Origin of the sequence: Bacillus sp. AY3-1, from assembly GCF_008368785.1 — a bacterium.
GTDB classification, from domain to species: Bacteria; Bacillota; Bacilli; order Bacillales; family Bacillaceae_G; genus Bacillus_A; species Bacillus_A wiedmannii.
Window position 1 is genome coordinate 1 of record NZ_QORZ01000028.1, and the last position, 24,705, is coordinate 24,705.

At 35.5% G+C, this 24,705-nt stretch carries 27 protein-coding genes; 26 read left to right on the plus strand and 1 reads right to left on the minus strand.

Annotated features, from left to right (window positions below; all coding sequences use genetic code 11):
• Positions 1-175: 175 nt before the first annotated feature.
• From DN389_RS24530 to rsmI, 9 genes are all read left to right on the plus strand, one after another.
• Positions 176-355, plus strand: coding sequence for a sigma factor G inhibitor Gin (locus DN389_RS24530; protein ID WP_000647291.1), 180 nt, complete (start codon positions 176-178; stop codon positions 353-355).
• A 72-nt stretch (positions 356-427) separates the two neighbouring features.
• The gene (locus DN389_RS24535) at positions 428-1,849 is read left to right on the plus strand and encodes an aminotransferase class I/II-fold pyridoxal phosphate-dependent enzyme (protein ID WP_149237711.1); all 1,422 of its coding nucleotides are present in this window, start codon (positions 428-430) and stop codon (positions 1,847-1,849) included.
• 1 nt (position 1,850) lies between these two features.
• Positions 1,851-2,477, plus strand: coding sequence for a dTMP kinase (tmk, locus tag DN389_RS24540; RefSeq protein ID WP_098191171.1), 627 nt, complete (start codon positions 1,851-1,853; stop codon positions 2,475-2,477).
• A gap of 35 nt (positions 2,478-2,512) precedes the next feature.
• Positions 2,513-3,496 (plus strand): DNA polymerase III subunit delta', encoded by a 984-nt coding sequence (gene holB, locus DN389_RS24545; protein WP_046954526.1) that lies wholly within the window; start codon positions 2,513-2,515, stop codon positions 3,494-3,496.
• A gap of 5 nt (positions 3,497-3,501) precedes the next feature.
• The gene (locus DN389_RS24550; RefSeq protein WP_000272429.1) at positions 3,502-4,329 is read left to right on the plus strand and encodes a PSP1 domain-containing protein; all 828 of its coding nucleotides are present in this window, start codon (positions 3,502-3,504) and stop codon (positions 4,327-4,329) included.
• Between the two features lie 14 nt (positions 4,330-4,343).
• Positions 4,344-4,697 carry a DNA replication initiation control protein YabA gene (yabA, locus tag DN389_RS24555; protein ID WP_000412057.1) on the plus strand — a complete coding sequence of 118 codons (354 nt, stop codon included), beginning with the start codon at positions 4,344-4,346 and terminating at the stop codon, positions 4,695-4,697.
• A gap of 121 nt (positions 4,698-4,818) precedes the next feature.
• Complete coding sequence (locus DN389_RS24560; protein WP_088079977.1) at positions 4,819-5,559, plus strand: tRNA1(Val) (adenine(37)-N6)-methyltransferase; 741 nt, start codon at positions 4,819-4,821, stop codon at positions 5,557-5,559.
• Entirely contained in the window at positions 5,546-5,836 is a 291-nt protein-coding gene (locus tag DN389_RS24565; RefSeq protein WP_000414343.1) for a GIY-YIG nuclease family protein, read from the plus strand. Before DN389_RS24560 ends, DN389_RS24565 begins: the two co-directional genes overlap by 14 nt.
• Positions 5,805-6,680, plus strand: coding sequence for a 16S rRNA (cytidine(1402)-2'-O)-methyltransferase (gene rsmI, locus DN389_RS24570; protein ID WP_000267812.1), 876 nt, complete (start codon positions 5,805-5,807; stop codon positions 6,678-6,680). The genes DN389_RS24565 and rsmI overlap by 32 nt, the downstream gene beginning before the upstream one ends.
• A gap of 20 nt (positions 6,681-6,700) precedes the next feature.
• Here rsmI and DN389_RS24575 read toward each other — a convergent pair whose 3' ends face one another.
• Positions 6,701-6,985: an AbrB/MazE/SpoVT family DNA-binding domain-containing protein gene (locus DN389_RS24575; RefSeq protein ID WP_000843039.1), complete on the minus strand. Its 285-nt coding sequence runs from the start codon at positions 6,983-6,985 to the stop codon at positions 6,701-6,703.
• Positions 6,986-7,505: 520 nt separating this feature from the next.
• On the opposite strand from DN389_RS24575, the gene metG reads away from it, so the two are divergent.
• The 17 genes from metG to spoVT all read left to right on the plus strand — a co-directional run bounded on the left by metG (position 7,506) and on the right by spoVT (position 24,620).
• Positions 7,506-9,488: a methionine--tRNA ligase gene (metG, locus tag DN389_RS24580; protein WP_098191169.1), complete on the plus strand. Its 1,983-nt coding sequence runs from the start codon at positions 7,506-7,508 to the stop codon at positions 9,486-9,488.
• A 165-nt stretch (positions 9,489-9,653) separates the two neighbouring features.
• Positions 9,654-10,421 (plus strand): TatD family hydrolase, encoded by a 768-nt coding sequence (locus DN389_RS24585; protein WP_000895837.1) that lies wholly within the window; start codon positions 9,654-9,656, stop codon positions 10,419-10,421.
• A 194-nt stretch (positions 10,422-10,615) separates the two neighbouring features.
• Complete coding sequence (rnmV, locus tag DN389_RS24590; RefSeq protein WP_000692830.1) at positions 10,616-11,173, plus strand: ribonuclease M5; 558 nt, start codon at positions 10,616-10,618, stop codon at positions 11,171-11,173.
• A complete protein-coding gene (gene rsmA, locus DN389_RS24595) occupies positions 11,170-12,048 on the plus strand; it encodes a 16S rRNA (adenine(1518)-N(6)/adenine(1519)-N(6))-dimethyltransferase RsmA (RefSeq protein ID WP_088121089.1) in 879 nt (292 codons plus the stop codon). The genes rnmV and rsmA overlap by 4 nt, the downstream gene beginning before the upstream one ends.
• Positions 12,049-12,158: 110 nt before the next feature.
• Complete coding sequence (gene yabG, locus DN389_RS24600) at positions 12,159-13,022, plus strand: sporulation peptidase YabG (protein ID WP_001173738.1); 864 nt, start codon at positions 12,159-12,161, stop codon at positions 13,020-13,022.
• 238 nt (positions 13,023-13,260) lie between these two features.
• Positions 13,261-13,521, plus strand: coding sequence for a biofilm formation stimulator Veg (gene veg, locus DN389_RS24605; RefSeq protein ID WP_098191168.1), 261 nt, complete (start codon positions 13,261-13,263; stop codon positions 13,519-13,521).
• A 91-nt stretch (positions 13,522-13,612) separates the two neighbouring features.
• Positions 13,613-13,792: an acid-soluble spore protein SspF gene (gene sspF / locus DN389_RS24610; RefSeq protein ID WP_090918113.1), complete on the plus strand. Its 180-nt coding sequence runs from the start codon at positions 13,613-13,615 to the stop codon at positions 13,790-13,792.
• A gap of 196 nt (positions 13,793-13,988) precedes the next feature.
• On the plus strand, positions 13,989-14,858 hold the full coding sequence (gene ispE, locus DN389_RS24615; protein WP_000772096.1) for a 4-(cytidine 5'-diphospho)-2-C-methyl-D-erythritol kinase: 870 nt from the start codon (positions 13,989-13,991) through the stop codon (positions 14,856-14,858).
• 54 nt (positions 14,859-14,912) lie between these two features.
• Positions 14,913-15,761, plus strand: coding sequence for a pur operon repressor (gene purR / locus DN389_RS24620; protein ID WP_000702481.1), 849 nt, complete (start codon positions 14,913-14,915; stop codon positions 15,759-15,761).
• A 124-nt stretch (positions 15,762-15,885) separates the two neighbouring features.
• Complete coding sequence (locus DN389_RS24625; protein ID WP_000869826.1) at positions 15,886-16,260, plus strand: RidA family protein; 375 nt, start codon at positions 15,886-15,888, stop codon at positions 16,258-16,260.
• 152 nt (positions 16,261-16,412) lie between these two features.
• Positions 16,413-16,706: a septation regulator SpoVG gene (gene spoVG / locus DN389_RS24630; protein ID WP_000454042.1), complete on the plus strand. Its 294-nt coding sequence runs from the start codon at positions 16,413-16,415 to the stop codon at positions 16,704-16,706.
• Positions 16,707-17,031: 325 nt separating this feature from the next.
• Positions 17,032-18,411: a bifunctional UDP-N-acetylglucosamine diphosphorylase/glucosamine-1-phosphate N-acetyltransferase GlmU gene (glmU, locus tag DN389_RS24635; RefSeq protein ID WP_000071045.1), complete on the plus strand. Its 1,380-nt coding sequence runs from the start codon at positions 17,032-17,034 to the stop codon at positions 18,409-18,411.
• Between the two features lie 18 nt (positions 18,412-18,429).
• Positions 18,430-19,383, plus strand: coding sequence for a ribose-phosphate diphosphokinase (locus DN389_RS24640; protein WP_000107420.1), 954 nt, complete (start codon positions 18,430-18,432; stop codon positions 19,381-19,383).
• Between the two features lie 72 nt (positions 19,384-19,455).
• Entirely contained in the window at positions 19,456-20,016 is a 561-nt protein-coding gene (gene pth / locus DN389_RS24645) for an aminoacyl-tRNA hydrolase (protein ID WP_078183735.1), read from the plus strand.
• A 70-nt stretch (positions 20,017-20,086) separates the two neighbouring features.
• Positions 20,087-20,311, plus strand: coding sequence for an anti-sigma-F factor Fin family protein (locus DN389_RS24650; RefSeq protein ID WP_000399441.1), 225 nt, complete (start codon positions 20,087-20,089; stop codon positions 20,309-20,311).
• Between the two features lie 105 nt (positions 20,312-20,416).
• Complete coding sequence (gene mfd, locus DN389_RS24655; protein WP_000579706.1) at positions 20,417-23,947, plus strand: transcription-repair coupling factor; 3,531 nt, start codon at positions 20,417-20,419, stop codon at positions 23,945-23,947.
• A 136-nt stretch (positions 23,948-24,083) separates the two neighbouring features.
• Complete coding sequence (spoVT, locus tag DN389_RS24660) at positions 24,084-24,620, plus strand: stage V sporulation protein T (RefSeq protein WP_000648312.1); 537 nt, start codon at positions 24,084-24,086, stop codon at positions 24,618-24,620.
• Positions 24,621-24,705: the final 85 nt, after the last annotated feature.

Genomic DNA, 24,705 nt, shown 5'->3' on the forward strand with positions numbered 1-24,705 from the left:
CTTTTGACTTGTGTTTTTTTGTGTTTTCAAACAGTACGAAAAAAAGAAGTAATGGTAATACAAACACGTTGCCCAAGGGTTAATCATATTATATAAGAGGTGGATGTATATTTTTATGTAAATTGTTAAGGAATAGAAGTATAAAATATGTCCATTTAAATAGGGAGGGAAGGTTATGAAAGCACAAAATGAAGTTTGTATTGTTTGTGAGACAGAAAGAAAAGAAGGGATATATGTTTATAATAATTTAATATGTTATGAATGTGAAAAGGATATGGTGAATACGGAGACAAATGATCCGAAGTATATATATTATTTAAAACAGCTTCGGAAATTAGAAGTATCATATTTTTAAATAGGCATATGCCTATTATTTTTTTTGTTCTGTATAATAGAGGAAGAATGAAATAATAAGGAAGAGATATAGATGAATCAAAATCGCATACCTTTATATGAGGCATTAACAGAGTTTAAAGAAAGAGGGCCGTTATCCTTTCATGTTCCAGGTCATAAAAATGGTTTAAACTTCCCTCAGGAAGCTGTAGGGGAGTTTAAAAATATACTATCTATCGATGTAACTGAGTTGTCAGGGTTAGATGATTTACATAGTCCGTTTGAATGTATAGATGAGGCACAACAGTTATTAGCTGATGTATATGGAGTGAAAAAAAGTTATTTTTTAATTAATGGTTCAACAGTAGGGAACCTAGCAATGATTTTGTCTTGTTGTGGAGAACATGATATTGTTCTTGTACAAAGAAATTGTCATAAATCAATTATTAATGGTTTAAAATTAGCGGGCGCAAATCCAATTTTTTTAGATCCATGGATTGATGAAGCTTATAATGTACCAGTGGGAATTCATGATGAAATTATTAAGGAAGCAATTGAAAAATATCCAAATGCTAAAGCACTCATTTTAACGCATCCTAATTATTATGGTATGGGGATGGATCTAGAGGCAAGCATCGCTTATGCACATGCACATAAAATCCCTGTTTTAGTAGATGAAGCACATGGAGCCCATTTTTGTTTAGGGGGAGCATTTCCAAAGTCAGCATTAGCATATGGTGCAGATATTGTAGTTCATTCTGCACATAAAACATTACCCGCGATGACAATGGGGTCCTATTTACATATAAATAGTCGCTTAGTGAAAGAAGAAAAAGTTTCTACCTATTTAAGTATGCTACAATCTAGTAGTCCATCGTATCCAATTATGACTTCTCTTGATATTGCACGCTTTACAATAGCACGTATAAAAGAAAAGGGACATGATGAAATTGTCGAGTTTTTACGGGGATTTAAAGACGAATTGTGTTCTATTCCACAAATAGCTATTTTACAATATCCATTACAAGACGAGTTAAAGGTTACTGTACAGACACGTTGTCAGTTATCAGGATACGAATTACAGTCTGTATTTGAAAAGGTCGGTATATATACAGAAATGGCGGATCCATATAATGTCCTATTTATTTTGCCCTTGCAAGTAAATAAGGAGTATATGAAGGCTATAGAGATGATCCGAGAGGCATTGCGATATTATGAGGTGAAAGACAAGAAGGAATCTATTCGTTATACTTATAAAGGAGAATTTTCTCCTTTACCGTATACATATAAACAACTGGAAGGATATGAAACAAAAGTAGTATCTGTAGAAGAAGCAGTTGGGATGATAGCGGCAGAAATGGTAATTCCGTACCCACCTGGAATTCCATTGATTATGTATGGAGAAAGAGTTACTTCAGAACATAAAGAGCAAATTATGTATTTAGAGCAATCAGGCGCTCGTTTTCAAGGTAACACGAAATATATGAAAGTGTATGATATAGAAAGTAGGTTTTAGAATGAAGGGATTATTTGTAACAATTGAAGGTCCAGAAGGTTCGGGTAAAACAACGTTAATTAAAAGTTTATTGCCGTACTTTGAACAAAAAGAACAAAAGGTAATGGCGACGAGAGAACCAGGTGGCATTGCAATTTCAGAGGATATTAGAACAATTTTACATAAACAAGAATATACGATGATGGAAGCACGTACAGAGGCGCTTCTGTATGCTGCTGCACGTAGACAACATTTGGTGGAAAAGGTTATGCCGGCACTTAACGAGGACTACCTTGTATTATGTGATCGTTTTATAGATAGCTCTTTAGCGTATCAAGGATATGCAAGAGGGTTAGGTATGGATAAAGTATTTGAAATAAATCGTTTCGCAACAGAGGACTGTATGCCTAGTTTAACGATTTACCTAGACATTGAACCAGAGATTGGTTTAGCTCGCATTGAAAAAAATGCAGGACGTGAAGTAAATCGATTAGATATGGAAGATATCTCTTTCCATAAACGTGTCCGTGAAGGATATTTACAAGTTGTAGAACGTTTCTCAGATCGTATTGTATTGGTAAATGCTGATCAACCAATGGAAAAACTTATAGAAGAAGTTGTTCAGATTATAGAAGATAAATTGTTATAATAGAAGGAAAGAATGAAATAAGTGAGGTATGCATTATGACGAAGACGTGGGAGCAGCTTTCTGCTATACAACCCATCGGTGTAAAAATGTTGATGAATAGCATTGCAAAAGAGCGTATATCCCACGCTTACTTGTTAGAGGGAGGGAAAGGGACTGGAAAGTTTGCAACGGCAATTCAAATGGCAAAGAGTTTCCTCTGTTCTGGGCGGAATGGGGTAGAGCCTTGTCACGTATGTACAAATTGTAAGCGAATTGATTCAGGTAACCACCCTAACTTACATATTGTAAAACCAGACGGATTATCTATTAAGAAACAGCAAATTCATGATTTACAAGAAGAGTTTTCAAAAACAGGATTAGAAGCAAATAAAAAAGTATATATTATTGAGCACGCAGATCGTATGACAGCAAATGCAGCGAATACACTTTTAAAATTTTTAGAAGAACCAAGTAGTGATACAACAGCTATTTTACTTACTGAACAAAGTCATCAAATTTTAAATACGATTTTATCTCGCTGTCAAGTTGTTACATTTAGACCGTTACCTACGGAATCTTTAATTAGAAGATTACAGGATGAAGGTATTACGGCATCTTTATCGACACTTGCTGCGCAACTCACGAATAGTTTTGATGAAGCTTTAGCTTTATGTAGTGATGAATGGTTTGCACAAGCACGAGCTTTAGTGATAAAATTATGTGAAGCGCTCGAAAAGGATAAAGCCTCTATTTTTTTTGTACAAGAAAAATGGGGGAAACACTTTAGAGAGAAAGAACAATTACAGCAAGGTTTAGATATGTTGCTCCTTATTTATAAGGATTTATTATATGTTCAACTTGGAGAAGAAGATCGTCTTGTTTTTCATGAGCAGAAAGAGATGTTTGAATCTTTCTCCTATGCTCAGAAGCGCATTGTATCAGCTCTCTTTAATATATTAGAGGCAAAAAATAGAATCAACGCTAATGTAAATGCGCAGCTTGTGTTCGAACAGTTAGTGTTGCGGTTGCAGGAGGGATGACCGTTTTGTATGATGTAGTAGGTGTTCGCTTTAAGAAGGCCGGAAAGGTGTATTACTTCGATCCGAATCAGTTCGATATCTCTGAAAATGAGTTTGTAATTGTAGAAACAGTAAGAGGTATTGAGTACGGAAAAGTAGTTATTACCAAAAAGCAAGTTGATGAAAACGACGTTGTATTACCGCTAAAAAAGGTTATTCGTATTGCAAATGAAAATGATCGTACCATTGTTGAAGAGAACAAACATGCTGCAAAAGAAGCATATCAAGTTTGTCAGCAAAAGGTAGTAGAGCATAATCTTGATATGAAACTTGTAGATGTAGAGTATACGTTCGATCGCAATAAGATTATTTTCTACTTTACTGCGGATGGTCGGATTGATTTCCGCGAACTAGTGAAGGACTTAGCGGCAATTTTTAGGACAAGAATTGAACTAAGACAAATTGGTGTTCGTGATGAAGCGAAGATGCTTGGTGGTATTGGTCCGTGTGGTCGTATGCTTTGTTGTTCTACTTTTTTAGGAGATTTTGAACCTGTATCCATTAAGATGGCAAAGGATCAAAATTTATCATTAAATCCTGCAAAAATCTCTGGTTTATGTGGTCGCTTAATGTGTTGCTTAAAATATGAGAATGATGAATATGAGGCAGCAAAGGAACAACTTCCTGATTTAGATCAACGTATACAAACCCCGCATGGTACTGGCCGTGTTATCGGATTAAATATTTTAGAAAGATTAATTCAAGTGGAACTAGTAGACAAGGAACGGATAGTAGAATATACGTTAGATGAGTTAGTGAATAAAGGGGTCGTTTCGAGTCAAACCACAGATTAATGAGGTGGGTGCTTGTGGAGAAAAAAGATATTTTTGCATCGGTTTCTAGTATGGAAGAGCAAATTGGACATTTATACAAACAGTTGGGAGAATTAAAACAACATCTTGCAGAGTTGTTGGAAGAGAACCAACATATAAAAATGGAAAATGAAAATTTGCGACACCGCTTTGAAGAAGTGCAGATTAAGGAAAAACAAAAAACTCAAAAACGTAAAGAAGTGAAGCCGAAGACAACTGATATTGGCGAAGGCTATGATAATTTAGCAAGGCTATATCAAGAAGGTTTTCATATTTGTAATCTGCATTATGGAAGTGTACGTAAAGAGGGAGATTGTTTATTCTGCCTGTCATTTTTAAATAAAAAGTGAAATTACCTTTCCAATGATAATTGGAAAGGTAATTTTTTATACATGAGAGTAGAATGAAATATGTTTTTTTATTAGTAGAAGATGAAATAGGGTAGGTTAAGTGTAAGAAAAGGAGTAACATATGAATTTATATGAAGATGAACGTTTAGATTACTTATTAGCGCAAGATATGAAGATTGTACAAAGCCCATCAGTATTCAATTTCTCGTTAGATGCTGTTTTACTTGCAGACTTTGCTTGGGTGCCGATTCAAAAAGGTAATGTACTTGATCTGTGTACAGGTAACGCAGTTGTCCCCCTTTTATTAAGTACAAGAACAAAGGGAAACATTACAGGTGTAGAAATTCAAGAACGTTTATATGATATGGGAATCAGAAGCGTTCAATACAATAAGTTAGAAGAAAGAATTCACTTAATACATGGGGATTTGAAAGATATGCCGGAGAAACTTGGACGTCATCAATATGATGTAGTTACATGTAATCCCCCTTATTTTCAAACACCTGCAACTTCTGAGAAAAATATGAATGAACATTTAGCGATAGCTCGTCATGAAATTATGTGTACATTAGAGGATGTTGTATCTGCAAGTAGTCAGTTAGTAAAGCAAGGTGGGAAAGTAGCATTTGTACATCGTCCAGGTCGTTTGCTAGATATTGTTACATTAATGCGTAAATACAAAATTGAACCAAAGCGTGTACGATTTGTTTATCCTAAGGCAGGGAAAGAAGCGAATACATTGTTAATTGAAGGAATTAAGGATGGAAACGCAGATTTGAAAATATTGCCCCCTCTTTTTGTATATGAAGCAAATAATGAATATACAAAGGAGATTCGTTCAATTTTATATGGAGAAGAATAAGCATTGTTTTTATGTAGTAGAGTGCTCTGACGGAAGTTATTATGCTGGATATACAAATCATATAGAGAAGCGGATTCAGACCCATAATAGTGGAAAAGGGGCTAGGTATACGCGTGCTAGACTTCCTGTTGTTTTAAAATACATAGAATTTCATGAAGATAAGCGTACAGCTATGCAAGCAGAGTATTATTTTAAGCAGTTAAATAGAAAACAAAAAGAAGAATATATGCAAAAAGGAGAACGCTATGTGGCAACAAAAAAGCTTTCAACAAAATGAAAAGGGAGTTTTATATTTAGTACCAACTCCTATTGGAAATTTAGAAGATATGACATTTCGTGCAATCCGAATTTTAAAAGAAGCTGATTTAATTGCTGCTGAAGATACGAGACAAACGAAAAAACTTTGTAATTATTTCGAAATTGAAACCCCCGTTATGAGTTACCATGAGCATAATAAGGAAGTAAGTGGTAAGAAAATATTAGGGAAGTTAGACGAAGGAAAGACTGTAGCACTTGTTAGTGATGCTGGTATGCCTTGTATTTCCGATCCAGGTTACGATATTGTTGTAGAGGCTGTAGCAGAACAGTATCATGTAATCCCGCTTCCTGGGGCAAATGCAGCCCTTACAGCATTAATTGCATCAGGTCTTGAAACAAAACAATTTTATTTCTATGGATTTTTACAAAGAAATAAAAAAGAAAGAAAAATGGAGTTAGAGAAGCTTCGTTATGTACAAACTACAATGATGTTTTATGAAGCGCCCCATCGTTTAGATGATACTTTAATCTCGATGCAAGAAGTGTTGGGAAATAGAGAAATTGTATTATGTCGAGAGTTAACGAAAAAATTTGAGGAATTTATTCGTGGAACAGTTGAGGAAGCAATTGAGTGGACGAAACAAAATGAAGTTCGTGGCGAGTTTTGTATTTTAGTAGCTGGTTCAACGGAAGAACCTACCCCGGAAGAACAATGGTGGGAATCTATTTCGGTATATGATCATATTGAACATTATATAAACGAAAAAGGTATGAATTCAAAAGAGGCAATAAAAACAGTCGCTAAAGATCGAGATTTGTCGAAACGCGATGTATATCAAATCTATCATGTCGATAAAAAATAAGCTTCTCATAATTGAGAAGCTTATTTTGCTGTTTCGATATAATCTTGAAGTTCGTTTAAGATTCGCTCAGCGCCTTCTTTGCTTAAGATAATTTTACCTTCAGCTAAAGATAGGTTACCATCAGATACTTCACCAGTTACTTGGCAAGTCATGTTTGGCTTATATTTTTTTAAGATGATTTTCTCGTCATCAACGTAGATTTCAAGAGCATCCTTTTCTGCAATACCTAAAGTACGGCGTAATTCGATTGGAATTACTACACGACCTAATTCATCAACTTTACGAACGATACCAGTAGATTTCATAATTCTTTTCCTCCTAAAGAAATAGTTTATAAGTTTCGAGTCTATTTTCTAGATTCGTCATTTTTCGACAAAATACCCTATGGACATATGATACCAATCATTTACATTTCCGTCAATTCTTTAATTCTATATTTTTTAAAAAGATTTATAGATTTCTTACTTCTTATATATAATAGAATGAGAGTAATTTCTACTATTATTTAACTTTATTTTCAGAAAAATTTATAGATTGTAAGTAAGGACTGTATATTTTCTTGAAATATGAGCAATAGATGATAAAGATATTAAGTATTAACTCATTTTTATCCCGCTATTTGCCAAGCAGTAAGATTCTAAATTTAAAATTTGGGTGGAGCAAAGAAGTTAAGTTGGAGTCGGATTGCTCGTAAAAGCCTGATTGGTGCGGGCTAATAATCCGCAGGAGTGAACACCCCCACACAGATTAAAGTTTCACTTTATATATAAGTTTTTGATATACTATTTATAAATACATATGAGGTTATCCGGGAGGTCCAAAACAATGACAGAGGAAAATAAGTCCTTTTATATTACTACCCCAATTTATTATCCAAGTGGAAAATTACACATTGGACATGCTTATACAACAGTAGCAGGAGATGCGATGGCACGATATAAGCGTATGCAAGGATACAATGTTCATTATTTAACAGGAACTGATGAGCATGGACAGAAGATCCAAAAGAAAGCAGAAGAATTAAATGTTACACCACAAGCATATGTGGATAACATTGTTGCAGGAATTAAAGAACTTTGGGAGAAAATGGATATATCTTATGATGATTTTATTCGTACAACTGAAGATCGTCATAAAGATGTTGTTGAAAAAATCTTCAAGCAACTAGTAGATCAAGGTGATATTTATCTTGATGAATATGAAGGTTGGTATTCTGTACAAGATGAGACATTCTATACAGAGCATCAATTAGTAGATCCAATTATGGAAGGTGAAAAAGTAGTTGGAGGAAAAAGCCCAGATAGTGGTCATGATGTAGAACTTGTTCGTGAAGAATCGTATTTCTTTAGAATGGGTAAATATGTCGACAGACTATTAAAATTCTATGAAGATAATCCACATTTCATTCAGCCAGAGTCTCGTAAGAATGAGATGATTAATAACTTCATTAAACCAGGCCTAGAAGATCTAGCTGTTTCTCGTACTTCATTTGACTGGGGAGTTCGTGTTCCAGGTAACCCGAAACACGTTATTTACGTATGGGTTGACGCATTATCTAACTACATTACAGCATTAGGTTATGGAACAGAAAATGAAGAGATGTATAAGAAATTCTGGCCAGCTGATGTACATTTAGTTGGAAAAGAAATCGTTCGTTTCCATACAATTTATTGGCCAATCATTTTAATGGCATTAGATTTACCTCTTCCGAAAAAAATCTTTGCTCATGGTTGGATTTTAATGAAGGATGGAAAGATGAGTAAGTCAAAAGGAAACGTAGTAGATCCAGTTACTTTAATCGATCGTTACGGATTAGATGCATTACGTTATTACTTACTTCGTGAAGTTCCATTCGGATCTGATGGCGTATTCACACCAGAAGGATTTGTGGAGCGCATTAATTTCGATTTAGCAAATGACTTAGGTAACTTATTAAATCGTACAGTAGCTATGATTGATAAGTACTTTAACGGAGAAATCCCTGCATTTAAAGAAAATGTAACGGAATTCGATGAAACGTTAGTAACGTTTGCAAAAGATACATTGAAAAAAGTAGAAGAGGCAATGGAGAATATGGAATTCTCTGTAGCGCTAAGCTCAATTTGGCAATTGGTTAGCCGTGCAAATAAATATATTGATGAAACACAACCGTGGGTATTAGCGAAAGATGAGAATGATCGTGAAAAATTAGCTTCTGTAATGGCTCACTTAGCAGAGGTGCTTCGTCAAACAGGTATTATGCTTATGCCGTTCCTAACAGTAGCGCCAAGTAAGATGTTTGCTCAGCTTGGACTTACTGAAGAGGCACATAAATCTTGGGAAAGCCTATCTACAATTGGCTGTATTCCAGCTGGAACAAAAGTAGAAAAAGGAAACCCGATTTTCCCGCGTTTAGAAATGGAAGTAGAAGTAGGGTACATTAAAGAACAAATGAAAAGCGCTGCTCCTAAAGTAGAAGAGAAAAAAGAAGAAGAACCGAAAGCAGAAGAAATTACAATTGATGATTTCTTTAAAGTAGAATTACGCGTAGCTGAAGTACTATCAGCTGAACCTGTGAAAAAAGCAGATAAGTTGTTAAAAATTCAGCTGGATTTAGGTACAGAAAAGCGTCAAGTTGTTTCAGGAATTGCAAAATTCTATTCGCCGGAAGACCTAAAAGGTAAAAAGGTTATTTGTGTAACAAACTTAAAACCTGTAAAATTACGCGGTGAATTATCACAAGGTATGATTTTAGCGGGTGAAGAGAATGGCGTATTGTCATTAGCATCAATCGACCAAAATCTACCAAACGGTACAAAAATCAAGTAATTAAGACAAGAAAAGAGATGTTTCACGTGTAACATGTGTGAAGCGTCTTTTTTCTTTTTACACTCTCTATTTTTGCATTAAAATTATAGTATTGTTATCGTTAAGTTATTAAAGAGCTTATTTTTTAGAATAAACTTGATTTCAATATAAAAGGAGTTATGTATTATGTTGTTTGATACACATTCACATTTGAATGCAGAGCAATTTGAAGAAGATTTGCAAGAGGTTATTGCACGAATGAAAGAAGCGGGAGTTACCTATACAGTTGTTGTTGGTTTTGATGAAGTAACGATAAAAAAGGCGATTGAATTAGCTGAAACTTATGATTTTATTTACGCTGCGGTTGGATGGCATCCAGTTGATGCAATTGACATGACAGAAGAACATCTAGCTTGGTTAGAAGAACTTGCTTCTCATCCTAAAGTCGTTGCACTTGGAGAGATGGGATTAGATTATCATTGGGATAAGTCTCCAAAAGAAATACAGAAGGAAGTATTCCGTAAACAAATTGCATTAGCTAAAAAAGTGAAATTGCCGATTATTATACATAACCGCGATGCAACTCAAGATATTGTTGATATTCTAGAAGAAGAGAATGCAGCTGAAGTGGGAGGCATTATGCATTGCTTTAGCGGCAGCGTAGAAGTAGCAGAGCGATGTGTTGATATGAACTTTTTAATTTCATTAGGCGGACCAGTTACATTTAAAAATGCTAAGAAGCCGAAAGAAGTTGCTGTGGAGATTCCATTAGAGAAATTGTTAATAGAGACAGATTGTCCATATTTAACACCACATCCATTTCGAGGAAAGCGAAATGAACCGAGTTATGTAAAACTCGTAGCAGAAGAAATTGCGAATTTAAAAGGAATTTCTTATGAGGAAGTAGCAGAAATAACAACAAAAAATGCAAAAACTTTATTTGGTGTTGAATAAAAAGGAGTGGGAGAACCCATTCTTTTTTATTTTTGTGAAAAAATAAGGGCGAATGAGGAAGTGTTACAATAAGGAGAGAGAACAAAGTTTTGGACATTCTATTTTTTAAAATGTAAGAATGGGGAAAATAATAATGGAAAAGTCGTCATTTTTTTGTTTTACTAAGTAGAGACGAAACGAGTGTGGAGGCAAGCATGAAAATTAAAGAGATTATCGTTGTAGAAGGTAAAGATGATACAGTTGCGATTAAGCGTGCTGTTGATGCGGATACAATTGAAACGAACGGTTCAGCAATCGGTGATCATGTTATTGAGCAAGTTAAATTAGCGCTGCAAAAACGGGGCGTTATTATTTTCACAGATCCGGATTATCCTGGAGAGCGTATTCGAAAAATTATTTCTGATAAGGTGCCTGGATGTAAACATGCTTTTTTACCGAAGGAAGAAGCACTTGCCAAAAGGAAAAAGGGTGTCGGGATTGAACATGCTTCTAATGAATCAATTCGCCGTGCTTTAGAGAATATACATGAAGAAATGGAAGCTTACACAAGTGAAATTAGTTGGAGCGATTTAGTCGATGCAGGCTTAGTGGGCGGAGAAATGGCAAAGAGTCGCAGAGAAAGAATGGGTAAGCTATTAAAGATTGGTTATACAAACGCAAAACAGTTACATAAACGTTTACAAATGTTTCAAGTTTCAAAAGAATCTTTTGCAGAAGCTTATAAGCAAGTCATACAGGAGGAAAGAAAATGAAGGATATCGCAACGCCAAATCGTACGAAAGACATTGTTGAAAAGTATGGATTTTCATTCAAAAAAAGTTTAGGACAAAATTTTTTAATTGATACGAATGTATTAAATCGTATTGTCGATCACGCTGAAATTGGTTCAGAAAGTGGTGCAATTGAAATTGGACCAGGTATCGGTGCGTTAACAGAACAATTAGCGAAGCGTGCTAAAAAAGTAGTAGCTTTTGAAATTGATCAGAGGTTATTACCGATTTTAGATGAGACGTTAGCTCCATATAGCAACGTTACAGTTATAAATAAAGACGTACTAAAGGCAGATGTACATGAGGTGTTTAGTGAGCAATTTGAGGAAGGGCAAGATGTAATGGTAGTAGCGAACTTACCGTACTATATTACAACGCCAATTTTATTTAAATTGTTGGAAGAGAAATTACCGGTTCGTGGATTTGTTGTTATGATGCAAAAAGAAGTTGGAGATCGTTTAGCTGCTAAACCTGGAACGAAAGAGTATGGTTCTTTATCCATTGCTATTCAGTATTATACAGAGGTGGAAACAGTTATGACTGTACCACGTACAGTGTTTGTGCCACAACCAAATGTTGATTCTGCGATTATTCGTCTCCTAAAGCGCCCGAAACCAGTTGTAGAAGTAACAGATGAGACATTCTTCTTTGAAGTAGTACGAGCAAGTTTTGCACAGCGTCGTAAAACTTTAATGAATAATTTATCAAATAATTTAAATGGTTTCCCGAAAGATAAAGAGCTGTTGGATCGAATTTTAACAGAAGTGGGAATTGATCCAAAACGAAGAGGCGAAACGCTATCTATCGAGGAGTTTGCAACATTAAGTAATGTATTAGTTCTTCATAAATTGTCATAAGAATAGAAAAGGGACAGTTCAACTTGAACTGTCCCTTTTGTCACCTTTCCTCTCCTACATTCATACTTTAAAAACAGGTAAGATGGCCTAATGAGTTTGGAGGTAGGAGAATGGCTTTACATGTTGGAGAATTAGTGGAACGATATTCTCATAATAGGGATATCCTTTTTCGTATTATAGAAATAAAAGGCGAGATAGCTATATTATTTGGAGAGGAAATTAGACTGGTGGCAGATGCGCCACTTGAAGATTTAATTAGTATAGATCAACGAGAGCATAAAAAAAGAGCGAAGCGTGAGAAAGAAACGATGGAGCGTACGTATCGTTTGTTTCAACAAGATTATGTATTAATGAAACAAAGGCATGAACACACTTCAACGGGTGGATATACAAGTGAGGTGAATTATTTTCAAATGCCAGGACGTGTATTGCATATAGATGGGGACCCGTTATATTTGCGCAAGTGCTTAGACTTATATAATAAAATTGGTGTTCCTGTACAAGGTATTCATTGTAAAGAAACAGAGATGCATGAAAAGGTAGTAGATTTAATAGATCATTTTCGTCCAGACATTTTAGTTATTACGGGGCACGATGCATATACAAAATCAAAAGGGGTAAAGGGAGATTTAGCAGCATATAGGCATTCAAGGCATTTTGTACAGGCTGTTCGAGAAGTGAGAAAAAAATATCCATCATTGGATCAACTCGTTATTTTTGCTGGGGCATGCCAATCACACTTTGAAGCATTAATTCGAGCGGGTGCTAACTTTGCTAGTTCACCATCTAGAATTAATATTCACGCACTAGATCCTGTATATGTGGTTGGTAAAATTAGTTTTACGTCATTTATGGAAAGAGTAAATGTATGGGATGTTGTACGTAATACGATTACCGGCGAAAAGGGACTTGGCGGGATTGAGACGAGGGGGATTTTACGAACTGGATTACCCTTTCAACATTATGAAGAATAAGCAAGGTACATATGTATCTTGCTTTTTTGTATGGGAAGGATTTAAATCAGCTTGGATAAAAAGAGACAAGAACGCGCAGACTACATAATGATACTTTTACAATATAGTATTTCTTCTATCTATTTGAACGCATGATGCTTTTATAATGATATTGTCTGTGAGTTGCGGTTAATAATTGGGATAGATATATCGTGTTTTAAGTGTTCAATCTAAATTACAGCGAGGTGTAACGAAGTATATGTCAAAACGTTTAGATGAAATTAAAAGCGAATTAGATCACCATCTTGGACAGAGACTGATGTTAAGGGCAAATAGTGGGAGAAGAAAAACAGTAGAACAATCAGGTGTACTTGCAGAAACGTACCGTTCTGTTTTTGTTGTACAATTGGATCAGCAAGAAGATGCGTTGCAACGTGTATCATATAGCTATGCGGATGTTTTAACAGAGACAGTAGAGTTAACGTTTTATGGTGAACCTCATAATGAAGTGATTTTATAATTCATGTATCGTTACATATATTCCCACAAATGAAAAGCTATATTATTTTGCATACTAATTATACCGTAGCAAAATAAGGAGGGACTCTGCATTGAGTAGACGAAGAGGTGTCATGTCAAATAAATTTAAAGAAGAGCTTGCAAAAGAGCTAGGCTTTTATGATGTTGTTCAGAAAGAAGGCTGGGGCGGAATTCGTGCGAAAGATGCTGGTAACATGGTGAAACGTGCTATAGAAATTGCAGAACAGCAATTAATGAAACAAAACCAGTAGTTGTAAGATACTTTCTATGCTACGGTAGCCGAGGAGTGATTCCTCGGCTTTTTGTACTCGAAAAGGTGCCATCATTTTACATAAGTAGTTTCATTCTGAATGCTTTTCGTTATAATTAGGGAAGTGTCATCGTCTTACTATAAATTTATGGTAAAATAAACGATAAAAGATTGAGTACATAGAGTGGGTGAATAGATTGAAGCTACTAGTGAAAGCACCAGCAAAGATTAATCTGTCGTTAGATGTACTGGGAAAAAGACAAGACGGATATCATGAAGTGAAAATGATTATGACAACAATTGATTTAGCGGATCGTTTAGAACTAATGGAATTAGCAGAAGACCGTATTGAAATTTTATCCCATAATCGGTATGTCCCAGACGACCAAAGAAACTTAGCTTATCAAGCAGCGAAATTATTAAAAGAGAAGTTTAATGTGAAAAAAGGCGTATCTATTACTATTGAAAAAACGATTCCAGTAGCAGCTGGATTAGCAGGTGGAAGTAGTGATGCAGCAGCGACATTACGTGGCCTTAATAAATTATGGAATTTAGGGCTTACAATTGATCAGTTAGCAGAGCTTGGCGCAAAAATCGGATCAGATGTATCGTTTTGTGTATATGGTGGGACAGCAATTGCCACTGGAAGAGGAGAGCAAATTGAGCACATAAAAACTCCACCTTCTTGTTGGGTTATTTTGGCAAAACCCCATATTGGTGTATCTACTGCTGATGTGTATGGAAATTTAAAGTTAAATCGAGTTACACATCCAAATGTAGATAAAATGGTTAACGTCATAAATGCTGGGGACTACAAAGGGATTTGTGATACTGTTGGTAATGTTTTAGAAGATGTAACGTTTGCGATGCATCCTGAAGTTGCACGTATTAAGGCACAGATGAAGCGATTTGGGGCGGATGCCGTATTAATGAGTGGAAGTGGCCCAACCGTATTTGGTCTTGTGCACCATGATTCGCGAATGCATCGTATATATAACGGATTAAAAGGATTTTGTGAACAAGTATACGCAGTACGTTTATTAGGAGAGCGAGAAACGCTTGAATAAAGACGTATAATACGTTATGATTTGTTTAGAATATTCGTGATTTGAGGTGAGAGTATGAAAATTAGACGAAGTACAAGATTAGTCGATATGACGTATTACTTGTTACAAAACCCTCGTCAGCTAGTTTCTCTCACTTTTTTTGCTGAAAGGTATCAATCAGCTAAGTCTTCCATTAGTGAAGATTTAGTTATTATTAAGCAAACGTTTGAACAACAAGGGGTCGGCACATTGCAAACGGTACCAGGAGCAGCAGGAGGAGTGAAATATATACCATATATAAGTGAGGAAGAGGCAGATCTAATTATTGGTGAGCTTTGTAGCTTATTTGAAAATCCAGATCGTATTTTGCCTGGTGGTTACTTATATATGACAGATCTTTTAAGTAATCCTCGCCATATTAATGGCGCAGGTCGTTTGTTTGCTTCTGTTTTTGCTAGGCAACCAATTGATGCGGTTATGACGGTGGCAACGAAGGGGATTCCACTTGCTTATGCGGTGGCAAATTACTTAGATGTACCGGTAGTAATTGCAAGGAAAGATAATAAGGTAACAGAAGGCCCAACTGTTAGTATTAACTATGTATCAGGTTCTTCTAAGCGAATTCAAACAATGACGTTAGCAAAGCGTAGCCTTCCAGAGGGATCAAATGTTTTAATTATTGATGACTTCATGAAAGCTGGCGGGACAATTCAAGGTATGATGAGTATGTTAGAAGAGTTTAAGGCTAATGTTGTTGGTATTGGTGTATTAGTAGAATCCACGGATATTGAAGAACGACTAATTAATAATTTTGTATCATTAATTCGTCTATCAGAAGTTGATGTGAAAGAAAAAGCGATTCAAGTGGAAAAGGGAAATTATTCACTGGCACCATTTGATGAAGGGCTTGTAGAGGCTGAGTAAAAAGGTAAAGCAGATCGCTTTATCTTTTTTTTATTCTATTTATAAATTATAAAATAGATGGACAAACTGCTTTTCGTGCACTATTTTTAAAGAGTAAAAATAAATAATAAAAGGGTGAAAAAATATGAAAGTTGTTCAAACAAGCAATGCACCACAAGCAATTGGACCATATTCACAAGGGATTATTGTAAATAATATGTTTTACAGTTCAGGACAAATTCCGTTAACTGCAAGTGGAGAGCTTGTAGCAGGAGACGTGACAGTACAAACAGAGCAAGTATTTCAAAATTTACAAGCGGTATTAGAAGAAGCAGGTGCTTCATTTGATACAGTAGTAAAAACAACAGTATTCTTAAAAGATATGGATGATTTTAATGCTGTTAATGAAGTATACGGCTCTTATTTCTCTACTCATAAGCCAGCTCGTTCTTGTGTACAAGTAGCAAAATTACCGAAAGATGTTTCAATTGAAATCGAAGTAATTGCCCTAGTTAAGTAATCTTTTGTAAGCGATAACCTCCACTAATCTCTATATTCAATTACATTAAAAATTTTTATCTTAAAAATTTTTAAAAAATTAAAGGGAAAATAGAAATTTTGTGGAATTTATACAAATATATCGCTTATTTAGAAAAGGGTGGTGAACACAAGATGGAAGTGACTGACGTAAGATTACGCCGCGTAAACACAGAAGGCCGCATGAGAGCAATTGCCTCTATTACTCTAGACCATGAATTTGTTGTTCATGATATTCGTGTAATTGATGGTAATAATGGATTATTTGTAGCAATGCCAAGTAAACGTACTCCAGATGGAGAATTCCGTGACATTGCACATCCAATTAATTCCAATACACGCTCTAAAATTCAAGATGCGGTTTTAACAGAGTATCATCGTTTAGGCGAGTTAGAAGAGGTTGAGTTTGAAGAAGCGGGTGCTTCGTAAAATTCGAATGAAAAGGGCTTTTTAAAGAAATCCCTATAATTTTGCAACAAACTCCTGTAAGCATTTACAGGAGTTTGTTTTTTTTTTTGTGGTTTTATCTATTTTCGTACGGAAAATTCTGAATTTATTAAAGTGAAGAGGAAAACTTCTAATTTTTTCAAAATCATTTTAAATAGTATAGCTTATTTCTTAAAAAAGATACTAAAGAGTAAAACATCGTATAAGAATTATGGTAAAATTTAATAGTTAAAATGTGTTTCTTGAAATATATGATGATTTAGGATAATATCGTTAATGGATAAATAGGTTGCGATGGAGGGTCTATATGTCAAACAGATTTGCAGTGATTCTAGCTGCAGGCAAAGGCACACGTATGAAGTCTAAGCTATACAAAGTGCTTCATCCTGTATGTGGAAAACCTATGGTACAGCATGTTGTCGATCAAGTAACGCAATTAGGATTGCAGAAACTTGTAACAGTCGTAGGACATGGTGCTGAAATGGTACAAGAACAGCTAGGAAACGTAAGTGAGTTTGCATTACAAGCAGAACAACTTGGTACAGCACATGCTGTCGATCAAGCTGCAAGTGTACTTGCAAATGAAGAAGGAACAACTTTAGTTATTTGTGGTGATACGCCGCTAATAACTGCTGAAACGATGGAAGCATTGCTTCAGCAACATAAAGAAGCAGGGGCAATGGCAACGGTGCTAACAGCTTACATAGAAGAACCTGCTGGATATGGTCGTATCGTTCGTAATGAGAATGGTCATGTTGAAAAGATTGTTGAGCATAAGGATGCAAATGAGAAAGAATTAGCTATTAAAGAAATCAATACAGGTACGTATTGTTTTGATAATAAAGCTTTATTCGCCTCACTTTCTAAAGTTTCAAATGATAACGTACAAGGTGAATATTACCTGCCAGATGTTATTGAGATTTTAAAAAATGAAGGTCATATCGTATCGGCTTATCAAACAGAGCACTTCGATGAAACGTTAGGTGTTAACGACAGAGTCGCTCTATCGCAAGCGGAAATTATTATGAAAAACCGTATCAACCGTAAAAACATGGTAAATGGTGTTACAATTATTGATCCAAGTAACACGTATATTTCTGCTGATGCAATTATCGGTAGTGATACAGTTCTTCATCCAGGAACAATTATTGAGGGGAATACTGTAATTGGTTCTGATTGTGAAATTGGACCGCACACAGTAATTCGCGATAGTGAAATTGGAGATCGTACGACAATTCGACAATCTACTGTACATGATAGTAAACTTGGTACAGAAGTATCGGTTGGTCCATTTGCACATATTCGCCCAGATTCAGTTATTGGAGATGAAGTACGCGTTGGAAACTTCGTGGAAATCAAAAAAACTGTTTTTGGTAATAGAAGTAAAGCTTCACACTTAAGTTATATCGGGGATGCACAAGTTGGAGAAGACGTGAATCTTGGTTGTGGTTCAATTACGGTGAACTATGACGGTAAGAATAAATTCAAAACTGTGATTGGTAACGGGGTATTTATTGGATGTAATTCAAACCTTGTTGCTCCTGTAACAGTTGAAGATGGTGCTTATGTGGCAGCAGGCTCTACAATTACAGAGAATGTTCCATCAAAAGCATTATCTGTAGCACGTGCACGTCAAGTTAACAAAGAAGACTATGTTGATCAATTGCTGAATAAGAAAAAATCATAATGTGGAGGGTTAATCTAGATGTCGACTCAATATCTAAATTCTAATTTGAAAGTATTCTCTTTAAACTCTAATAAGGAACTTGCTGAGCAAATTGCAAAGCACATTGGAGTAGGACTAGGAAAATGTTCTGTTGATCGTTTTAGTGATGGAGAAGTTCAAATTAACATTGAAGAAAGTATCCGTGGTTGCGATGTATTCATTATTCAATCTACAAGCTTCCCAGTAAACGAACATATCATGGAATTACTTATTATGATCGATGCATTAAAGCGTGCATCTGCAAAAACAATTAATATTGTTATTCCTTACTATGGTTATGCGCGTCAAGACCGTAAAGCGCGTTCTCGTGAACCAATTACATCGAAACTTGTAGCAAACTTGCTTGAAACAGCAGGTGCAACTCGTGTAATCACTCTAGATTTACATGCTCCACAAATTCAAGGGTTCTTTGATATCCCAATCGACCACTTAATGGGTGTACCGATTCTTTCAGATTACTTTGAAACAAAAGGTCTTAAAGATATCGTAATCGTGTCACCTGACCACGGTGGGGTAACTCGTGCTAGAAAAATGGCAGATCGTCTAAAAGCACCAATCGCTATTATTGATAAGCGTCGCCCTCGTCCGAACGTATCAGAGGTAATGAACATTATCGGTAATATTGAAGGTAAAACAGCAATTTTAATTGATGACATCATTGATACAGCTGGTACAATTACATTAGCAGCAAACGCTCTTGTTGAGAACGGTGCTTCTGAAGTATATGCTTGCTGTACACACCCAGTATTATCTGGTCCAGCAATTGAGCGTATCCAAAACTCAAATATTAAAGAGTTAGTTGTAACGAACTCTATCGTATTACCAGAAGAGAAGAAAATCGACAAAGTACATGAACTTTCAGTTGCTCCACTAATCGGAGAAGCAATCATTCGTGTATACGAAGAAGAATCTGTAAGTGTATTATTCAATTAATTGGATAGAATGAGACGTAACCAAGATTGGTTACGTCTTTTCGTATCGAAAAAAGAAAGTAGTGGTACAAGAATGAAATTGATAGTAGGACTTGGGAACCCGGGTAGAGAATATGAATTAACAAGGCATAATATTGGATTTATGGCGATTGATGAACTTGCGAAGCGTTGGAATATTTCTTTGAATGAACAAAAATTTAAAGGAATATTTGGTGCAGGATTTGTTAATGGAGAAAAAGTAATCTTATTAAAGCCACTTACATATATGAATTTATCTGGGGAAAGTATTCGACCACTCATGGATTACTATAAAATTGATGTTGAGGACTTCGTTGTTCTGTACGATGATTTAGACATCCCTGTAGGTAAATTACGCCTTCGTATGAAAGGTAGTGCTGGTGGACATAATGGTGTGAAATCAACAATTTCACATTTAGGAACACAAGAGTTTCAACGTATCCGCATGGGAATTGATCGTCCGAAAAATGGCATGAAGGTAGTAGATTACGTATTAGGACGTTTTACATCGGAAGAAATTCCTGATGTGAGTCATTCTATTGAAAAAGCAGCGGATGCATGTGAAGAATGGTTAAATAAACCTTTTCTTCAAATCATGAATACCTTCAATAGTTAAGGGTATGATTGGGAATATTTTGTCTTGCTTTTACCCATACTAGTAGTAATTGGATTTTTAGGAGGCTAGTATGGAAGGGTATTATTATTGCAGACATTGCGGGAGTAATGTAGGCTCCGTTACCGCAGAAAAAGTGTATAGCGACGTTTTATTTCAACTAACAGAGCAAGAAGTAGTAGAGATGATTCATTTTCATGAGAATGGAAATATATATATAAAAACGATTTGTGAATCGTGTCAAGAAACGCTCGCATCTTATCCTGAGTATTATGAATATGAAAAATTTCTGCAATAAAATGTTGTCGCTTTGGCATGTCCAAAGCATTTTTCTGTTTTCTTTTTCCAAAATATTTGCATAAAATATAGTGGCTTGCTCTTTATGTTGAGAGGGGTTTTGAAAATGATAGGTTTATTAGAGCAATTTTATAAAAATGAAGAGATCCAATCGGTTATTAATGGACTAGAAGATGGTTTAAAAGAACAACTTGTATCAGGTATGGCAACCTCTTCTCGTTCGTTATTAATGGCGGCCTTATATAAAAAAACAAAAAAATCACAACTTATTGTGACGCATAATTTATATCAAGCACAAAAAGTGCATGAAGATTTAGTGGCGTTACTTGGTGAAAAAGATGTGTGGTTATACCCAGTAAATGAATTGATAGCATCAGAAATTGGTGTTGCAAGCCCAGAATTGAAGGCGCAACGTATTGAAGTATTGAATCGTTTAGCGGCAGGAGAGAACGGGATTATTGTAGCGCCAGTTGCAGGACTACGCAGATTTTTACCAATGAAAGAGTTGTGGAAGCAAAGGCAAATCGAAATCAATCTAGGGCAAGAGATTGATTTAGATACATTCTTGCATACTTTACATCATATTGGTTATGAGCGTAAGTCGATGGTAGAAGCTCCTGGGGAATTCAGTTTGCGCGGGGGAATATTAGATATTTACCCATTAACTGAAGAATTACCATTTCGTATTGAATTTTTCGATACAGAAGTTGATTCTATTCGATTATTTGATGTGGATGAACAGCGCTCTCAAGATAAAAAAGAAAGTGTTAGATTTGGTCCAGCAACAGAGTTTTTATTTTCACAGGAAGAATTGAAGTCGGGAATTGAGCATCTTGAGGAAGGCTTGACTAAGACGATGCAAAAACTTTCCGATGATAAATTGAAGACTACAGTGCTTGAAACGGTAAGTCATGAAATTGAGATGTTAAAAAACGGGCAAAGTATAGAACAGATGTTTAAATATTTATCTATTTTCTATAAAGAACCTGCTAGTCTGATAGATTATTTACCAGAAGATGGTATTGTGGTTTTAGATGAGATTTCCCGTATTCAAGAAACGGCATCACATCTTGAAACGGAAGAGGCGGAATGGTATATATCACTTCTTGGTGAGGGAACAATTATTCAAGATTTATCTTTCTCACACTCGTTTGAGGAATTTCTTCATCATAAAAAAAGAAGTTTTGTATATTTAACGTTATTCTTACGTCATATAGCACATACACATCCGCAAAACATTGTGAATGTGACATGTAAAACAATGCAAGATTTCCATGGGCAGATGCAGTTGTTGAAAACTGAAATTGATAGATGGAACGAAGGGCATTTTACGACTGTTGTACTCGGCACAGATGATGAACGTGTAAAAAAACTACAACATATTTTAAGTGATTATGATATTGAGGCAGATATCGTAGAGGGCACAGATATATTATTGCCTGGAAGGTTACAAATTGCTGTAGGTGATTTACATGCAGGATTTGAAATGCCGATGCAAAAGCTTGTTGTTATTACTGAAAAAGAGCTTTTTCATAAAAAAGTTAAAAAATCACAACGTAAGCAGAAGTTATCTAATGCTGAACGTATTAAAAGTTATTCGGAATTAAAAGTTGGAGATTATGTAGTTCATGTAAATCATGGTATAGGTAAATTCTTAGGTATCGAGACACTAGAGATTAATGGTGTTCATAAAGATTACTTGAATATTAAATATCAAGGGAATGATAAGTTATACGTTCCAATTGAACAAATTGACCAAGTGCAGAAATATGTAGGATCTGAAGGTAAGGATCCTAAAGTTTATAAATTGGGCGGAAATGATTGGAAAAAGGTCAAAACGAAAGTTGAAAAATCTGTACAAGATATTGCGGATGACCTAATTAAACTATATGCTGAGCGCGAAGCTTCAAAGGGTTATGCATATACACCAGATACGGCAGAACAACAAGAATTTGAATCTTCTTTCCCATATCAAGAGACAGAGGATCAATTACGTTCTATTGACGAGATTAAGAAAGATATGGAACGTGGACGTCCGATGGATAGGCTTCTTTGTGGTGATGTAGGATATGGAAAGACGGAAGTAGCTATCCGTGCGGCATTTAAGGCAATTATGGATGAAAAACAAGTTGCAATTTTAGTGCCGACAACGATCCTTGCACAACAACACTATGAAACAATTCGAGAGCGTTTTCAAGATTATCCAATCAACATAGGATTATTAAGTAGATTCCGTACGAGAAAACAGCAAAATGAAACAATTAAAGGCTTAAAAGATGGTACGGTAGATATCGTAATCGGAACGCATCGTATTTTATCTAAAGATGTTACTTATAAAGATTTAGGTCTTCTTATTATTGATGAAGAACAAAGGTTTGGTGTAACGCATAAAGAAAAAATTAAACAATTAAAAGCAAATGTTGACGTGTTAACATTAACGGCAACTCCGATTCCGCGTACACTCCATATGTCTATGCTTGGTGTGCGTGACTTATCTGTTATTGAGACACCACCAGAAAATCGTTTCCCAGTCCAAACGTATGTAGTAGAGTATAATCCAGCGTTAATGCGAGAAGCGATAGAACGAGAGCTTGCAAGAGGTGGGCAAATTTACTTCCTATATAATCGTGTGGAGGATATCGAAAGAAAAGCAGATGAAATTTCGATGTTAGTTCCAGACGCGCGTGTAACGTATGCACATGGGAAAATGAACGAAGGTGAATTAGAGTCTGTTATGCTATCGTTTTTAGAAGGGCAGCATGATGTTCTTGTAAGTACAACAATTATTGAGACGGGTGTAGATATTCCGAATGTAAATACGTTAATTGTATTTGATGCAGATCGTATGGGATTATCGCAGTTGTATCAGCTTCGTGGTCGTGTTGGACGTTCTAATCGTGTTGCATATGCATACTTTGCATACAAACGAGATAAAGTGTTATCAGAAGTTGCAGAGAAGCGTCTGCAAGCCATTAAAGAGTTCACAGAGCTTGGATCAGGTTTCAAAATTGCGATGAGAGACTTATCCATTCGTGGTGCAGGTAACTTGTTAGGAGCCGAACAGCATGGATTTATTGATTCTGTCGGATTTGATCTATATTCTCAAATGTTAAAAGATGCAATTGAACAGCGTAGAGGAACAGATGGGGTTGAAAATACAGTTAATGTTGAAATTGATTTAGAAGTAGATGCATATTTACCAGATGCTTATATTTCAGATAGTAAACAAAAGATTATGATGTATAAACAGTTTAGAGGTGTTTCTGCAATTGAGGATATTGAAGAGTTGCAGGAAGAGATGATAGATAGATTTGGTGATTACCCGCAAGAAGTTGGTTACTTATTGCAAATTGCAAATATTAAAGTATTGGCAATGAAAGAACAAATTGAGTTAATTAAGCAAAATAAATTTGAAGTGACAATTCTGTTCTCAGAACAAGCAAGTCAAAATATTGATGGTGGAAAATTATTCATGCTTGGAAATAGTTTTGGACGTATGATTGGTCTAGGAATGGAAGGATCGCAATTGAAAATCGTTATGAAAACAAATGGCTTAGAGACATCGAAGTGGTTAACAATTGCTGAAAATTTATTAAAAGGCCTACCAGATGTAAAAAAAGAAGTCATAAATGCCTAATATAAGATAAAAAAATACAATTCGGCGTGCATAGAAGAACTAATGTGTAAAATACTATGTCTAACAGTTGGTGATTTTTACATGAACAGGTAAATTCACCACTTTGATCATCAGTAGAAAGTGAGGCAGCATTAGAATGAAAGCAACTGGAATCGTACGTCGAATTGATGATTTAGGTAGGGTAGTAATCCCGAAGGAAATTCGTAGAACTTTACGTATTCGAGAAGGAGACCCACTAGAAATATTTGTTGATCGCGATGGAGAAGTGATTTTGAAAAAATATTCTCCAATTAGTGAACTAGGTAATTTTGCAAAGGAATATACGGAAGCTTTATACGATAGCTTAGGACATAATGTGCTTGTATGCGATCGTGATTCTATTATCGCAGTAGCAGGCGTATCTAAAAAAGAATACTTAAATAAAAGTGTTGGCGATTTAATTGAGAAGACAATGGAAGAGCGTAAGTCTGTAATTATGACAGATGAAAGCGAAATTTCAATTATTGATGGAGTAACAGAAAAAGTGAGTTCCTATACAATTGGCCCGATTGTTGCGAATGGGGATCCAATTGGAGCTGTTGTTATCTTCTCTAAAGAGGCTATTATAAGTGAAGTAGAGCATAAGTCAGTAAATACAGCTGCAAGCTTTTTAGCGAAACAAATGGAGCAGTAAGGCTATATCGAATTTTAGAAGTAGCAATCTTTCCTAATTATGATATTTCTTCTTGAGAAATCAAATATTTGGAGATATATGTATA